The organism is Phenylobacterium terrae (assembly GCF_042681205.1).
In the GTDB taxonomy this organism is placed as follows: domain Bacteria; phylum Pseudomonadota; class Alphaproteobacteria; order Caulobacterales; family Caulobacteraceae; genus Phenylobacterium; species Phenylobacterium terrae.
This window is the reverse complement of sequence record NZ_JBHUEY010000001.1, coordinates 1,454,822-1,469,102: the sequence shown is the minus strand read 5'-3', so window position 1 is coordinate 1,469,102 and position 14,281 is coordinate 1,454,822. Positions and strand designations below refer to the sequence as shown.

Genomic DNA, 14,281 nt, shown 5'->3' with positions numbered 1-14,281 from the left:
TTCGCCGGGTCGAACGGGGTATTGTCGGGCGCGCCCTGCGACATGACGCGATCGGCGCTCGGCCCCGCTTGACCGGGGAAACCGGCTCAGCGCAGACATTCCGCCCGTGACAGACGCCCCCGCCCGCCCGAGCCCCATCCGCCGCGGCGGAATGATGCTCCAGTCGATCATCTTCGCCGGCGGGACCATGGTCAGCCGGGTGCTCGGCTTTGCGCGCGATGCGGTGATCACCGCGGTGCTGGGCGCCAGCCAGACCATCGCCGCCGACGCCTTCTACACCGCCAACTCCTTCCCCAACCTGTTCCGGCGGATCCTCGCCGAGGGCGCCTTCACGGCCGCCTTCGTGCCGAGCTACTCGCGCAAGCTGACCGGCGACGAGGCCGACGCCGACCGCTTCGCCTCCGACGCCCTGGCCTCGGTCGCCACGGCCGCCATCGTCATCGCGGTGGTCTGCATGCTGGCGATGCCGTGGCTGATGTACGCCATTAACCCGGGCTACGTGGACGAGCCGGCCAAGTTCCGGCTGGCGATCGTGCTGACCCAGATCACGATGATGTACCTGCCGTTCATCGTGATCGCCTCGCTGTTCGCCTCGGTGCTGAACGCGCGCGGCCGGTTCGCCGTCTCGGCCCTCTATCCGACCATCCTCAACATCGCCAACCTCGCCGCCGTCCTGCCCCAGAAGGAACCGGTGGCGGCGGCCTACGCGGCCTCCATCTCGGTGCTGGTCGCGGGCCTGCTGCAGGCCTCCATCGTCTGGTGGTTCGCCCGTAAGACCGGTGCGCGGATCCGCATCGTCCGCCCGCGCCTGACGCCGGAGATGAAGCAGCTGATCCGCATCGGCGGGCCCAACGCGCTCTCCCAGAGCGCCACCCAGGTGAACATCTTCATCACCGGCATCCTGGCCTCGCAGGTGGCCGGCGGGCGCACCTGGAACGAGGTCGCCGCGCGGCTCTACCAGCTGCCGCTCAGCCTGGTGGGCGTGGCGATCGGCGTCGCCCTGCTGCCCCGGCTCGCCCAGGCGCTGCAGCGCAAGGACCACGACGAGGCGCAGGGCTCGATGGACCTGGCGATGGTGTTCGCCCTGGCGCTAAGCCTGCCGGCCGCGGCGGCGCTCGTCTCCATCCCCTTCTTCCTGATCGACGGCCTGTTCACCCGCGGTGAGTTCCTGGCGGCCGACTCGGCCGGCGCGGCGACCCTGCTGCTCCACTTCGGCTGGGGCGTGCCTGCCTTCGTGCTGCTGCGCATCCTGCAGCCGGCCTTCTTCGCCCGCGACGATACGAAGACGCCGATGAAGTACAGCCTGATCTCGGTGGCGGTGAACATCGTCCTGGGGGTCTCGCTGTTCCCGCTGATCGGCCTGGCCGGCATCGCGGTGGCCACGAGCACGGCCGCCTGGGTCAGCGTGCTGCAGATGGCGGCGGCGCTCTGGCGGCGGGACGTCTACCGCCCCTCCAGGCAGGCCATGTCGAAGATGGCGCGGATCACCGCCGCCAGCGTGATCATGGGCTTCGCCCTCGCCGCCGCCTCCTACTTCCGGCCGGTCTATGAAGCGCCGCTGCACGCGGTGCTGGAGCACGGCGCCAAGGAGATTTCGCTGGTCGTCGTCTGCGGCCTGGGCGCGCTGCTGTACGCAGTGCTGCTGTTCGCCTTCGGCGGCGTGACCCTCGCCGAGGCCCGCACCGCCTTCAAGCGCCGCAAGGGCGAGGCCGCCGCCGCCCCGCCTGCGGACTTGTCCTGACGGCCCGTTCGGCATAGGACCACGGTCATGGCTCGTACGGTCAACAGCTGGCGATGGCGCCGCGGCTAAGCCGCCCCTACAGCCCTGCGCGGCGACGCGCCCGTACCTGATCTTTCGAAGCGAAGCCTGATCCCATGACCGACCAAGCTCCCGCCCCCTATGCGGGGCCGACGCGCGTGATCTCCGGCGTGCAGTCCTCCGGGGCCCTGCACCTGGGCAACTATCTCGGCGCGCTGGTGAAGTTCGCCCGCCTGCAGCACGAGATGGAGACCTTCATCTTCGTCGCCGACATGCACTCGATCACGGTGTGGCAGGAGCCGGCGAAGCTCGCCGCCCAGACCCGCGAGATCGCCGCCGCCTACCTGTCGGCCGGCCTCGACCCGAAGGTCGCCACCATCTTCCCGCAGTCGGCGGTGCCGGCTCACGCCCAGCTCGCCTGGATCTTCAACTGCACGGCCCGCCTCGGCTGGCTCGACCGGATGACCCAGTTCAAGGAGAAGGCCGGCAAGCACAAGGAGCGCGAGAGCGTCGGCCTTTACACCTACCCGGTGCTGCAGGCGGCCGACATCCTGCTCTACAAGGCGACCCACGTGCCCGTCGGCGACGACCAGAAGCAGCACCTGGAGCTGACCCGCGACATCGCCGGCAAGTTCAACCACGACTACGGCGTGCCGGGCTTCTTCCCGCTGCCGGAGCCGGTGATCCAGGGGCCGGGCGCGCGGATCATGTCGCTGCGGGACGGCAAGGTGAAGATGAGCAAGTCGGACCCCTCCGACTACTCGCGCCTGAACCTCACCGACGACGCCGACGCCATCGCCCAGAAGATCCGCAAGGCCCGCACCGACCCGGACCCGCTGCCGGAGAAGCTCGAGGACCTGGAAGGCCGGCCCGAGGCCCAGAATCTCGTCAGCATCTACGCCGCGCTCTCGGGCCGGACGTCCGAGCAGGTGCTGGCCGAGTTCGCCGGCCAGGGCTTCGGCGCCTTCAAGCCCGCGCTCGCGGACCTTGCGGTCTCGGTGCTCGGTCCGGTGTCGGACACGATGCGGCGCTATCTCGCCGACCCCGCCGAGATCGACCGCATCTTCGCCGCCGGCGCCGAACGGGCCCGCGACGAGGCCGCGCCGGTCCTCGCCGAGGTGAAGAAGATCGTCGGCTTCTGGGGCTGATCTTCTCCGCGCGGAGGGGGAGGGAAGCCTTGCCGAACGGCGCGGCTTCGCTCACCGTCCGGCGCCATGACGCAGCGCAAGTTCCTGGTGATCGCCGACGATTCGCCTGAGTTCCAGGCGGCGCTGCGCTTCGCCTGCCGCCGGGCTCGCTCGACCGGCGGGCACGTGGCCCTGCTGCGGGTCATCGAGCCGGCGGTGTTCGAGCACTGGAGCGGCGTGCGCGAGGAGATCGAGCGCCAGGCCCGCCAGGAAGCCGAGGCCGTGCTGCAGAAGATGGCCGAGTTCGTGATCGCCGAGACCGGCCATCCGCCCGAGTTCATCATCAAGCACGCCGACAACACCCGCGCGGCCCTGCGCCAGGTCGTGGCCGACGACCCGGACATCAAGATCCTGGTGCTGGCCGCCGCCGTCGGCGGCCGCGGCCCCGGCCCGCTGGTCGCCTCGATCGCCAAGGAAGGCGTGCGGTGGGGCGCCCGCAAGCTCCCCGTCACGGTGGTGCCGGGCGACCTGACCGACGAAGAGATCGAGGATCTGGCGTAAACCCTCCCCGTCATCCCGGCCGAAGCGACGCGCAGTGCCGGGACTGAGACGAGCGGCGGCGGGGGACCTCTGGAGCCCGGATCGGCCGTGCGGCCGTCCGGGATGACGAGAGAGCTTAGCCCGCCAGCCTGGCCGTCAGCGCGTCGAGCACCAGCCGCCCGGCGGGCGTGGCGCGCAGGCGTTCGGGGTCGTCGTCGGCGATGAGGCCGGCCTCGGCGAGCTCAACGACCCGCGGGTGTCGAGGCGAGAGCTCCAGCGCCGCCAGTTCGCAGTAGGGCACGCCCTCGGCGATCCTCAGGCCCAGCAGCAGCCGCTCCTCGGCCGCGTCGACGGGCGAGAGCGCCTCCCGGCTGGCGAAGCCCAGTCCGGTCTTCTGCACGGCGGCGATGTAGTCGGCGGGCCTGGCCTGGGCGAGGGTCGCCTCGCGGCCGTCCTCGGTGGCGATCCGGCCGTGGGCTCCGGGGCCGGCGCCCACATAGTCCCAGCCTCGCCAGTAGACGAGGTTGTGGCGCGAGCGGGCGGCCTCGCCGCGGGCGTGGTTGGAGACCTCGTAGGCGGTGAAGCCGGCGGCCTCCAGGACCTCCTGTGTGGTTTCGAAGAGTTCGGCGGCGAGGTCGGGGTCGGGCGGGGTGAAGCGGCCGCGGCGCACGGCGCGGTCGAAGGCCGTGCCGGCCTCGATGGTCAGCTGGTAAGGGGACAGGTGCTCGGCGCCGAGCGCGACCGCTTCGAGCAGCTCGGCTCGCCAGGCCGCGGCGGTCTGGTCGGGCCGCGCGTAGATCAGGTCGAGCGACAGGCGCGGGAAGGCGCGCGCCGCGGCCTCGGCGGCCCGCCGTCCGGCCGCCGCGTCGTGGTTGCGGCCGAGGAAGGCGAGCGCGTCGTCGTCCAGGGCCTGCAGCCCGAGAGAGAGGCGGCCGACGCCGGCCTGGGCCAGCGCCTCGAACCGCGCCGCCTCGGCGTCGGTGGGGTTGGCCTCCAGGCTCACCTCCAGATCGGGCGCCGGGGTCCACAGGCTGCGGGCCAGCGCGATCAGGTCGGCGACCGCCTGCGGGTCCATCAGCGAGGGCGTGCCGCCGCCGAAGAACACCGAGACCAGCTCCCGCGGCCCGGTCAGCGCCGCCTGGGCCTTCAGGTCCTCGCCGATGGCGGCCGCCAGGGCGGCCTGTTCGCCTTCGCGGCCGCGGTCCTTGAAGACGTTGAAGTCGCAGTAGGGGCAGATGCGCGCGCAGTAGGGCCAGTGGATGTAGACCCCCAGCGGCGGGGCGGGGGTCACAGCAGGGCGGCCTTGAGCTTCTCGAAGGCGAGCGCGCGGTGGCTCATGGCGTCCTTTTCGGCGGGGTCCATCTCGCCGAACGTCTCGCGCCGGCCCTGCGGCAGGAAGATCGGGTCGTAGCCGAAGCCGCGGGTCCCGCGCGCCGGGAACACCAGCGTCCCGTCCAGCCGCCCCTCGACCACCACCGCCGGCCCCTGCGGCCAGGCGACGGCGAGCGCGCAGGTGAACCAGGCCGAGAGGTCCTCGCCCTCGGTCGCCTCCAGCCGTTCCTCGACCTTGCGCATGGCCAGCGCGAAATCTTTGGTGGGCCCCGCCCAGCGCGCCGAGTGGACGCCCGGCGCGCCGCCCAGGGCGGTCACCGACAGGCCCGAGTCGTCGGCCAGCGCCACGAGCCCGGAGGCGTCGGCCGCCGCCCTGGCCTTGATCAGGGCGTTGCCGACGAAGGTGGTCTCGGTCTCGTCGGGCTCGGGCAGGCCGAGCTCGCCGGCGGTCACCAGCTCGAAGCGGTTCTCCAGGATCGCTGCCAGCTCGCGCGCCTTGCCCGGATTGTGGGTGGCGACGACGATCTTCTGGCCGGTGGGCAGGGTCAGGGGCATGGGGCGGGTTCTAGCGCCGGGCGGGCGGCGCGTCACAACCAAAACCGCTCATCCCGGCGGAGGCCGGGACCCAGAATGGCGGGCGCAGAAGCGGGCTCCACCTGGCGCAGCGCCCATCCAGCCACCGCTCGCGCATTGGATCTGGGTCCCGGCCTTCGCCGGGATGAGCGGGCTGAGAGGGGGCGCTTCGCAAGGGAGGAAGGAAGTGGCGATGCACCTGAGCTTTCTCTACCCTTCCGCTTCGCGCGCGCCGTGGCCGCGCTTGGCGAATGACCGGAGAGAAGATGCGCGCCCTGGGGCCGGGCTCGGTGTCGAGCTTCCTGAAGACCATCCTCGACGTCGTCTATGTGGCGCTGTGGATCGGCCTAGGCGTCCTGGCGCTGATCACCCTGCTGGCGGTGCTGCTGTCGTTCAACCCGGAGATCCTGTCGGACGTGGTGTTCCGCTCGGCCAACGGCGAGGAGATCTCCAATCGGGGCATCCTGGTGGTGGGTCCCCTGATCGCCTGGACGCTCTACGTCGCCGCGGTGCTGGTCATCGTCGAGCGGGTGAGGAAGATCTTCACCACCCTGACCGCCGGGGACCCCTTCCATCCCGACAACGTCACGCGGCTGCGGGTCATCGGCCTGATGCTGGCCGGCCTGGAGCTTGGCCGGTACGCCTTCTGGGGCCTCTCGGCCTGGCTGCTGCCGGGCCAGCAGGAGATCGATTCCGGCTTCTCGCTGACCGCCTGGTTCTCGGTGCTGGTGGTCTTCGTCCTGGCCGAGGTGTTCCGCGAGGGCGCCCGGCTGCGCCGCGAAGCCGAGCTGACCATCTAGCCATGGGCGTCCGCATCCTCCTCGACAAGGTGCTGTTCGAGAAGCGCATGTCGCTGGCCGAGCTCGCCGACCGGGTCGGGATCACCCAGGCGAACCTCACCCTTCTAAAGGCGGGCAAGGCGCGGGCGATCCGCTTCTCGACCCTGGCCGCCCTGTGCCGCGAGCTCGACTGCCAGCCCGGCGACCTCCTCCAGTACGAGCCGGGCTACGTCGAAGCGCCGGACGACGAGGCCTTCTAGCTCCCCGATTTGCACTGCGGCGAAGATTCTCACCGCCGCGTGATGTTGCAGCGCGACAACAGCCGCGCGCCTTCGTGTGCGCCGCACCCATGCGCCTTGAATTGTTTACCTTCGAGGCCTATATGCGCCGCAACATATTTGCACGAGAACAAGGATCAGCGTCATGCTCGCCGCCTTTGAACGCGCCATCGAAGTCCTCCTGGCCCCTCTGGCCAAGGAACTGGCTCGTCTTCCGGAAGCCGCTCAGCGCGGCATCTTCCTGCCCTACTAAGGTCGGGAAATCGGGCGCGGGCGGCTGCCAGACCCTGTCCCGATCGGCTCGAGCCGATCGGGATGAACAGGGTCGTCGCCTTTGATGAGAGCCCTTCCTGTCCACTCACGATGATCCATCGTGAATGGGAAGGGCTCTAGCCGCCCGCCGCCTGCCTTTGCAGATCGCAGAGGTCCGCGATCCCCTTGCGCGCAAGGGAGAACAGGGCCTCGAACTCGGCCTGGGAGAAGCCGCGCTTCTCCCCCGTGGCCTGGATCTCCACGATGTCGCCGGTCCCCGTGAGGACGAAGTTGGCGTCCGCCTCGGCGGTGGAGTCCTCCTCGTAGTCGAGGTCCAGCACCGGGGTCCCCGAGAAGATCCCGCAGCTCACCGCCGCGACCTGGTCCAGGATCGGGTCCTTGGCGATCACCCCTTCTTCCAGCAGGTAGCGCGTCGCCAGCCGCAGCGCGACCCAGGCGCCGGTGATCGCCGCCGTCCGCGTGCCGCCGTCCGCCTGGACGACGTCGCAGTCCAGGGTGATCTGCCGCTCGCCCAGCGCCTTCAAGTCCACCACCGCCCGCATCGAGCGCCCGACCAGCCGCTGGATCTCCTGCGTCCGGCCGGACTGCTTGCCCTCGGCGGCCTCGCGCCGGCCGCGGGTGTGGGTGGCCCTCGGCAGCATGCCGTACTCGGCCGTCACCCAGCCCTGGCCGCGCCCGCGCAGGAAGCCCGGCACCGTCTCGTCGACGCTGGCGGTGACCAGCACCTTGGTGTGGCCGAAGCTGACGAGGCACGAGCCCTCGGCGTAGCGGTTGACGCCGGTTTCCAGCGTCACGGGGCGCAACATGTCAGGCGCGCGCTCGGATGGGCGCATGGAAGGACCTCTCGCATCGGGCGGCGGCTTGCGCCGCGGAAGCGGGCGCTTATCCTAATTCACAAGAGTTTCGTCCATGGGCGATCAGGACCGACCATAACCGAAGTGACCAGCCCTCTGCTTTCCCGCGGGCCCTCGTTGGCCGAACTGGACGAGCGGGCGCGCGATATCTTCCGTCGGATCGTCGAGACCTATCTGGAGACGGGCGAGCCCGTCGGCTCGCGAACCATCTCCCGCGGCGGCGTCCACCTCTCCCCCGCTTCGATCCGCAACACCATGCAGGACCTCACGGCGCTCGGCCTTCTCGGCGCGCCGCACATCAGCGCCGGGCGGCTGCCCACCCATGCGGGCCTTCGGCTGTTCGTCGACGGCCTGCTCGAGGTCGGCGACGTGGGAGCCGACGAGCGGCGCGACATCGAGGCGCGCCTCAGGTCGCACGGCCGCAACCTCGAGGAGGCGCTGAACGAGGCCAGCGCCATCCTCTCCGGCCTGGCCGGCGGGGCGGGCGTCGTCGTCACGCCGGTGCGCGACGCTGGGGTCAAGCATGTGGAGTTCGTGGCGCTCGGCGGCGACCAGGCCCTGGCGATCATGGTCTTCGAGGACGGGGCGGTGGAGAACCGGCTGATGCGGCTGACCGCCGGCGTCACCCCCTCGGCGCTGCAGGAGGCCTCCAACTTCCTGAACGCCCGGCTGCGCGGGAAGACGCTGGGCGAGGCCCGCGCCGAGGTGCGGGGCGAGCTGGACCGCGCCCGCCAGCAGCTCGACGAGACCGCCGCCCGGCTGGTGGAGGACGGCCTGGCCGCCTGGGGCGGCGGCGATGCGGCCGAGCGGGCGCTGATCGTGCGCGGCCGCGCCAATCTCCTGGGCGATCCCCAGGCGCTGGCCGACCTCGAGCGGGTGCGGATGCTGTTCGACGACCTGGAACAGAAGGAGCAGCTGATCGGTCTTCTGGACAACGTCCGCGAGGCCCAGGGCGTGCGGATCTTCATCGGCGCCGAGACCCAGCTCTTCTCATTGTCCGGTTCCGCCGTGATCGCCGCACCCTATATGACGGGCGACCAGCGGGTGTTGGGCGCGATCGGCGTGATCGGGCCGGCCCGCTTGAACTATGCCCGGGTCATCCCGCTGGTGGACTACACCGCCCGCGTGCTTGGCCAGGTGATGAACTTGTAAAGGGTGACGATGACCGACGAAACGACGCCGGCCGAAGAGAACATCGATCCGGTGCTGGCCGACGCCGCCGCCGACGAGCTGGAGGCGCTGCGCGCCGAGAACGCGGCCCTGAAGGACCAGGCGATGCGCTACGCCGCCGAGGCGGAGAACACCCGCCGCCGGGCCGAGCGCGAAGCCAACGATGCGCGCGCCTACGCGATCCAGAAGTTCGCCCGCGACCTGCTGGGCGTCGCCGACAACCTCTCGCGCGCCATGGCCGCCGCGCCGACCGAGGACGCCGATCCGACCGCCGTGAAGAACTTCGTGGTCGGCGTGCAGATGACCGAGAAGGAGCTGCAGGCCGCCTTCGAGCGCAATGGCCTGAAGAAGGTCGACCCGCAACGCGGCGAGAAGTTCGACCCCCACCTGCACCAGGCGATGATGGAACAGCCCGCCGACGACGTGCCGGGCGGCGCCGTCATCCAGACCATGCAGTCCGGATACGAGCTGTTCGGCCGCATCGTCCGGCCGGCCATGGTCGTGGTCGCCGCCAAGGGCTCGGGCCAGGCCGCCTCGCCGCCGCCCGCCGCCGGCGCCCAGCAGCCCTACGCCGCCAACGACGAGGACGAGGCCGGCGGCAGCGTGGATACGCGGGCGTAAGCCCCCTCCACCGCCTTCGGCGGTCCCCCTCCCCCCAGAGGGGGAGGAGAAGAGCAGAGCCGCCACCTCGATTCTCCTCCCCCTCTGGGGGAGGGGGCCCACGCGCAGCGTGCACGCGCGTTGCCGCACTGCACCGCCCCCCTCTTCCCCAGCCCCGCTTTTCAGCTAATGTCGCAAGTCCCTTCCACGTCGGGGGTTTGGCGCGCCGAGAGCGGCTGCGCGGGAGTGCGGACGAAGACATGAAGCTGACGATCGAGCGAGCGGCGCTCTTGAAGGCCCTTGGCCACGTTCAGAGCGCCGTGGAGCGACGCAACACGATTCCGATCCTGTCCAACGTGCTGCTCAGCGCCGAGCGCGACAAGCTCAGCTTCTCGGCCACGGACCTCGACATGGAGATCATCGACGAGGCGATGGCCCAGGTCGACCAGCCCGGCCAGATCACCGCCCCGGCCCACACCCTCTACGAGATCGTCCGCAAGCTGCCCGAGGGCGCGGACGTCACCCTCAGCTTCACCGGCGAGGATCCGCGCCTGACGGTCGCCGCCGGCCGCTCGCGGTTCAACCTGCCGGTGCTGCCGGCCGGCGACTTCCCGGTGATGAGCTCCGATGGTCTCTCCGGCCAGGTCGGGGTCGACGTGAACGAGCTCATCCGGCTGATCGACAAGACCCGGTTCGCCATCTCCACCGAGGAGACGCGCTACTACCTGAACGGCCTCTACCTCCACACGGTCAACGACAACGGCATCGCCAAGCTGCGCGCCGTGGCCACGGACGGCCACCGCCTGGCGCTGGCCGAGATGCCCGCGCCCGAGGGCACGGCCGGCGCGCCCGGCGTGATCGTGCCGCGCAAGACGGTGGCCGAGGCCCGCCGGCTGCTGGACGACGCCGGCGAAAGCGTCGACCTGCAGGTCAGCCCGCAGAAGGTCCGCTTCGAGTTCGGCCGCGCCGCCCTCACCTCCAAGGTGATCGACGGCTCCTTCCCCGACTACGGCCGGGTCATCCCCAAGGACAACAACCGGGTGATGATGGTCGACAACAAGCTGTTCGCCGCCGCCGTCGACCGGGTCGCCACCATCTCCGCCGAGAAGAGCCGCTCCGTCCGCATGGCCATCGAGCCCGGCCGCGTGGTGCTGACGGTCCGCAACATGGAAGCCGGCCAGGCGGTCGAGGAGCTGGAGATCGACTACACCGGCGAGCCCTTCGAGCTCTCCTTCAACGCCCGCTACCTGCTGGACGTCACCGACCAGATCAGCGGCGAGGCCGCCGAGTTCCGCTTCGGCGGCCCCAACGACCCGGCCCTGGTGCTCGACCCGGTCGATCCGGACGTCCAGTACGTCCTGATGCCGCTCAGGGTTTAGGCCGCTAGGCCGGCGGCCGCGTCTCGCCGGACCTGGGGGCTGGCTGGGTGGGCGTGCAGGCGTGAGATTCGCAGAACAACCGCCCAGCTTCCATTCGGATGAGGTCGGAATAGTAGCCGGTGATCTGCTCGCGTCTGCGAGTCGCATCCAATCCCCCCTCGATACGAGCCTCGGGGGACCGGAGGAAGTCGCGGACCTGCTGGAGGTCCGCCGCGCTCAGCTTTGCGGCATAGGCCTGCGCCACGCGTGAGACGACTTGCGGCCACTCCGCCCTGGCGGCCGCGCGCACGGCGTCGAGCGCCGCTGCACGTTGGGACGGACCGGTTCGTGTGACGTCGGCATCGAGCAATGTGGTCGCTTGCTGCACGATCCAGGTCTCCAGGCCACGTCCGGCGAGCGCAAGTTCGGCGACCTCGAAGGCCAGCGGGATGCCGTCGGGGAGCGTTGCCGGTGTCGCGCGCGGAGATGGCGCTGGGGGTTGGGCGGGGAATGGAATGACGAAGCTCACCGTCTCGCGAGCGGCGCCTTGCGAAAGGAGCGCCTGATCGATCTTGAAATAGGGCGCGAGCTCCATGGCCGCCGCGCCAAAGCCAAGGCCCGGGGGCGTTTCCCCACGCACCACGCAGCTCTGGGGCGTTCCCGTCGCGTCGATCCGGCACTGAAGCCGCACGTAGCCGCCGATTTGCAGGATGAGCGCAAGTTTAGGCTGCTCCAGAGCCAGATGCTCGAAGCTCGGGAGCTGGGTCCACGCGGGGTCGACGATCTGAGCGTCTGACTTGCCTGGGTCGATCTCGAGCATGTCGATCGCGCAGAGATACCTGGAGCAGTAGTCGGTCCGGGCTCGTCGCGAGATCTGCGAAATGTACTCCTGAGTGATCTCCCCCCAGGAGACGAGCGGGAGACCGTCGAGTTCGAGCCAGGCGCGGCCGGCGGACGTCTTGGCGAACTTCGCCAGCCCCCGCAGTTCAGGCTCTTCGTAGCTGGCGGCGAGCTCGGCGATCTGCGCCTCCGTCCACTGGGGCGCGAACCGCTGGGCGGCGTTCGTGAACGCCTGCTTGGCGGCGGCGAGGACCCCGGGATCAAGCTGTTGGCTCGCCATCGCGGCCGCCTCGGCCTCACCCCACTTCACCCACATCGCGGTGTGTTCTTCCGCTGGCCCCATCATCGATCTGGCGGCCTCCAGTCTGGCGGCTGAGACCGGGGTCGGTTTCGCCGGAGGGGCGTCAGGCGGCGGCAGGGTGAAACGAATGGGTATTCTGACGGTGCCGCCCGCGACCGGTTCTCCGTTCACCGTCTTCGGCTTCATGCGGAAATGCTCGGTCAGTCGCAGGGCGCCCGCGCCGAACCCAAGGCCGGCCGGGGCTTCGCTCACCACGCTGCACTTCTCAAGCAACCCCATGGCGCTCACCACGCAGGAGACCGTGGCCGCTCCCTGGATGAGAAGCTTCTGCGCCGCCGTAGGGAAGGCGTCGGCCATCAGCTCAGCGTTGGGCTTCGCCGCCCAATCGGGATTGGTGATGACCCGAGGCTGCGCCGCCGCCGCGGACGCTGCGACGAGGCCCGCGGAAACCAGGAACAGAAATGTACGCATGCCAGCACCCCCTCCACAGCGTAGCCGTGCAGCCTGCGGTGGCAAGCCTGCCGTCGCGCAAGCGGCCGGGAGGCGGTATTCAGGCATGATGAAGCTTGCTCCTCTCGCCCTCGCCGCTGCTCTAGCGACCCTCGCCGCCCCGGCCCTCGCGCAACCCGCCGTCACCACCCGTGAGGTCGGGACGCTGGTGATGGAGAACGTGCCAGAGACCCCGCCGGAGGTGCGCGAAAGGCTCCGGCGCTACCAGAACGCCCGCTCCGCCGGCTTCCGGGACTGGCTGGCGGACGGCTCGATGCTGATCACCACGAGGTTCGGCCAGACCAACCAGCTGCACCGGGTCTCGGCCCCGCTCGGCGCGCGCACCCAGCTGACCTTCTTCGACGAGCCGGTGTCGGGCGCCGTGGCCCAGCCGGGCGCGCCTGGGCGGTACGTGTTCAGCCGCGACACCGGCGGCGACGAGTACTTCCAGGCCTACGCCGCGGACCTGGCGGGCGGCGAAGTGCAGATCACCGAACCGAAGACGCGTAACCTGGCGCTGGTCTTCTCCAAGGACGGGCGGCGCCTGGCCTGGAGCCGGGTGACGCCGGGCTCGGGCGACTACGACATCATGCTGATGGAGGCGGGCGATCCCGCCACCCGCCGCGTGGCGCACGAGGGGACGGGCGCGATGTCGCCGGTGGCCTTCTCGCCGGACGGGACCAAGCTGCTGCTCGACCGCTACATCTCGGTCCAGTCCTCCAAACGCTACGTCCTGGACCTGGCGAGCGGCACGCTCGCCGAGATCAATCCGTCGAAGACCGAGATCGCCTACACGGACGGCGAGTTCACCGCCGACGGGCGGGCGGTGCTGATGATCTCGGACGAGGGCTCCGAGTTCGCCCGGCTGGTCCGCTTCGACCTGGCCGACGGGCGCAAGACCACCATCGCCGAAGCGCGCGGCTGGGACATCGAGGGCTTCGACCTCTCGGAGGACGGCCGGCTGCTGGCCTATTCGGTCAACGAGGACGGCCGCTCCAAGGTGACGCTCGCTCCCCTCGGCGGCGGGGCGGACCTGGCGCAGCCGCAGCTGCCCACCGGCGTGCTCACCGCCTTGCGCTTCTCGCCCGACGGACAGCGGCTGGCCATCGGCCTCAACACGTCCACCTCGCCGGCGGACGTCTTCGTGTGGGACCTGGCGCAGGCGCGCCTCACCCGCTGGACCGAGAGCGAGCTGGGCGGCCTGGACCGCGCGGCGATGGTCGAGCCCTCGCTGATCCGCTTCCGCTCGTTCGACAAGCGCCAGATCCCGGCCTGGGTCTATCGGCCCAAGGCGGCGGGCGGCGGCAAGGCGCCGGTGATCGTCTCCATCCACGGGGGACCGGAAGGCCAGGACCGGCCGGGCTTCAATCCCACCTACCAGTACTGGGTGAACGAGCTCGGGGCGGCGGTGATCGCGCCCAACGTCCGCGGCTCAACCGGGTACGGCAAGACCTACGTCGCCCTCGACAACCGCGAGAAGCGCCAGGACTCGGTGAAGGACATTGGCGCGCTCCTGGACTGGATCGCGGCCCAGCCGGACCTGGACGCCAGCCGAGTGGTGGTCACCGGCGGCTCCTATGGCGGGTTCATGACGCTGGCGAGCCTGGCCGCCTACAACGACCGCATCGCCGGCGCCATCGACAGCGTCGGCATCTCCGACTTCGAGACCTTCCTGAAGAACACCGAAGGCTACCGGCGCGACCTGCGCCGCGCCGAGTACGGCGACGAGCGGGACCCGAAGATGCAGGCCATCTTCCGCCAAATCTCGCCGATCCACCTGACCGACCGGATGAACAAGCCGCTGTTCGTCATCGCCGGCTACAACGACCCGCGGGTGCCCTGGACCGAGGGCCAGCAGATCGTCCGCAAGGTGCGCGAGAACGGCGGCGAGGTCTGGTGGATGATGGCCAAGGACGAGGGCCACGGCTTCGCCAAGAAGCACAACCGCGACGCCCTGCGCGAAGCCGAGACCCTGTTCCTGAAGAAGGTGTTCGGGCTGCCGTAGCGC

General features: G+C 70.4%; 13 protein-coding genes. 9 read left to right on the top strand and 4 right to left on the bottom strand.

All coding sequences use genetic code 11. The features are described 5' to 3' along the window. Positions 1–106 precede the first annotated feature (106 nt). The 3 genes from murJ to ACFSC0_RS07365 all read left to right on the top strand — a co-directional run bounded on the left by murJ (position 107) and on the right by ACFSC0_RS07365 (position 3,447). Positions 107–1,741: a murein biosynthesis integral membrane protein MurJ gene (gene murJ / locus ACFSC0_RS07375; protein ID WP_377355120.1), complete on the top strand. Its 1,635-nt coding sequence runs from the start codon at positions 107–109 to the stop codon at positions 1,739–1,741. A gap of 134 nt (positions 1,742–1,875) precedes the next feature. Further along, positions 1,876–2,907 (top strand): tryptophan--tRNA ligase, encoded by a 1,032-nt coding sequence (gene trpS, locus ACFSC0_RS07370; protein WP_377284354.1) that lies wholly within the window; start codon positions 1,876–1,878, stop codon positions 2,905–2,907. Between the two features lie 66 nt (positions 2,908–2,973). Further along, on the top strand, positions 2,974–3,447 hold the full coding sequence (locus tag ACFSC0_RS07365) for a universal stress protein (protein WP_377284353.1): 474 nt from the start codon (positions 2,974–2,976) through the stop codon (positions 3,445–3,447). A gap of 115 nt (positions 3,448–3,562) precedes the next feature. On the opposite strand, the gene hemW is transcribed toward ACFSC0_RS07365, so the two are convergent. Then, positions 3,563–4,717: a radical SAM family heme chaperone HemW gene (gene hemW, locus ACFSC0_RS07360; RefSeq protein ID WP_377284352.1), complete on the bottom strand. Its 1,155-nt coding sequence runs from the start codon at positions 4,715–4,717 to the stop codon at positions 3,563–3,565. After that, the gene (gene rdgB / locus ACFSC0_RS07355) at positions 4,714–5,313 is read right to left on the bottom strand and encodes an RdgB/HAM1 family non-canonical purine NTP pyrophosphatase (RefSeq protein ID WP_377284351.1); all 600 of its coding nucleotides are present in this window, start codon (positions 5,311–5,313) and stop codon (positions 4,714–4,716) included. Before rdgB ends, hemW begins: the two co-directional genes overlap by 4 nt. A gap of 284 nt (positions 5,314–5,597) precedes the next feature. On the opposite strand from rdgB, the gene ACFSC0_RS07350 reads away from it, so the two are divergent. Further along, positions 5,598–6,131 (top strand): DUF2975 domain-containing protein, encoded by a 534-nt coding sequence (locus tag ACFSC0_RS07350; protein WP_377284350.1) that lies wholly within the window; start codon positions 5,598–5,600, stop codon positions 6,129–6,131. Positions 6,132–6,133: 2 nt separating this feature from the next. Beyond that, positions 6,134–6,370: a helix-turn-helix domain-containing protein gene (locus ACFSC0_RS07345; RefSeq protein ID WP_377284349.1), complete on the top strand. Its 237-nt coding sequence runs from the start codon at positions 6,134–6,136 to the stop codon at positions 6,368–6,370. 407 nt (positions 6,371–6,777) lie between these two features. Here ACFSC0_RS07345 and rph read toward each other — a convergent pair whose 3' ends face one another. Continuing rightward, the gene (gene rph / locus ACFSC0_RS07340; protein ID WP_377284348.1) at positions 6,778–7,494 is read right to left on the bottom strand and encodes a ribonuclease PH; all 717 of its coding nucleotides are present in this window, start codon (positions 7,492–7,494) and stop codon (positions 6,778–6,780) included. A gap of 96 nt (positions 7,495–7,590) precedes the next feature. Here rph and hrcA point away from each other — a divergent pair, with 96 nt between their 5' ends. The 3 genes from hrcA (at position 7,591) to dnaN (ending at position 10,664) form a co-directional block, all read left to right on the top strand. Then, positions 7,591–8,667, top strand: coding sequence for a heat-inducible transcriptional repressor HrcA (hrcA, locus tag ACFSC0_RS07335; RefSeq protein ID WP_377355174.1), 1,077 nt, complete (start codon positions 7,591–7,593; stop codon positions 8,665–8,667). Between the two features lie 9 nt (positions 8,668–8,676). After that, complete coding sequence (gene grpE / locus ACFSC0_RS07330; protein ID WP_377284346.1) at positions 8,677–9,306, top strand: nucleotide exchange factor GrpE; 630 nt, start codon at positions 8,677–8,679, stop codon at positions 9,304–9,306. 239 nt (positions 9,307–9,545) lie between these two features. After that, entirely contained in the window at positions 9,546–10,664 is a 1,119-nt protein-coding gene (gene dnaN, locus ACFSC0_RS07325; protein WP_377284345.1) for a DNA polymerase III subunit beta, read from the top strand. Positions 10,665–10,668: 4 nt separating this feature from the next. Here dnaN and ACFSC0_RS07320 read toward each other — a convergent pair whose 3' ends face one another. After that, complete coding sequence (locus tag ACFSC0_RS07320) at positions 10,669–12,255, bottom strand: TonB family protein (protein WP_377284344.1); 1,587 nt, start codon at positions 12,253–12,255, stop codon at positions 10,669–10,671. A gap of 85 nt (positions 12,256–12,340) precedes the next feature. On the opposite strand from ACFSC0_RS07320, the gene ACFSC0_RS07315 reads away from it, so the two are divergent. Next, entirely contained in the window at positions 12,341–14,278 is a 1,938-nt protein-coding gene (locus tag ACFSC0_RS07315) for a S9 family peptidase (protein WP_377284343.1), read from the top strand. Positions 14,279–14,281 lie beyond the last annotated feature (3 nt).

What these genes read in the sequence shown, in the direction of transcription:
- trpS (WP_377284354.1), top strand. Translation starts at nt 1,876, where the DNA reads ATGACCGACCAAGCTCCCGCCCCCTATGCGGGGCCGACGCGCGTGATC.
- ACFSC0_RS07365 (WP_377284353.1), top strand. Translation starts at nt 2,974, where the DNA reads ATGACGCAGCGCAAGTTCCTGGTGATCGCCGACGATTCGCCTGAGTTC.
- rdgB (WP_377284351.1), bottom strand. Translation starts at nt 5,313, where the DNA reads ATGCCCCTGACCCTGCCCACCGGCCAGAAGATCGTCGTCGCCACCCAC.
- ACFSC0_RS07350 (WP_377284350.1), top strand. Translation starts at nt 5,598, where the DNA reads ATGCGCGCCCTGGGGCCGGGCTCGGTGTCGAGCTTCCTGAAGACCATC.
- ACFSC0_RS07345 (WP_377284349.1), top strand. Translation starts at nt 6,134, where the DNA reads ATGGGCGTCCGCATCCTCCTCGACAAGGTGCTGTTCGAGAAGCGCATG.
- rph (WP_377284348.1), bottom strand. Translation starts at nt 7,494, where the DNA reads ATGCGCCCATCCGAGCGCGCGCCTGACATGTTGCGCCCCGTGACGCTG.
- grpE (WP_377284346.1), top strand. Translation starts at nt 8,677, where the DNA reads ATGACCGACGAAACGACGCCGGCCGAAGAGAACATCGATCCGGTGCTG.
- dnaN (WP_377284345.1), top strand. Translation starts at nt 9,546, where the DNA reads ATGAAGCTGACGATCGAGCGAGCGGCGCTCTTGAAGGCCCTTGGCCAC.
- ACFSC0_RS07320 (WP_377284344.1), bottom strand. Translation starts at nt 12,255, where the DNA reads ATGCGTACATTTCTGTTCCTGGTTTCCGCGGGCCTCGTCGCAGCGTCC.
- ACFSC0_RS07315 (WP_377284343.1), top strand. Translation starts at nt 12,341, where the DNA reads ATGATGAAGCTTGCTCCTCTCGCCCTCGCCGCTGCTCTAGCGACCCTC.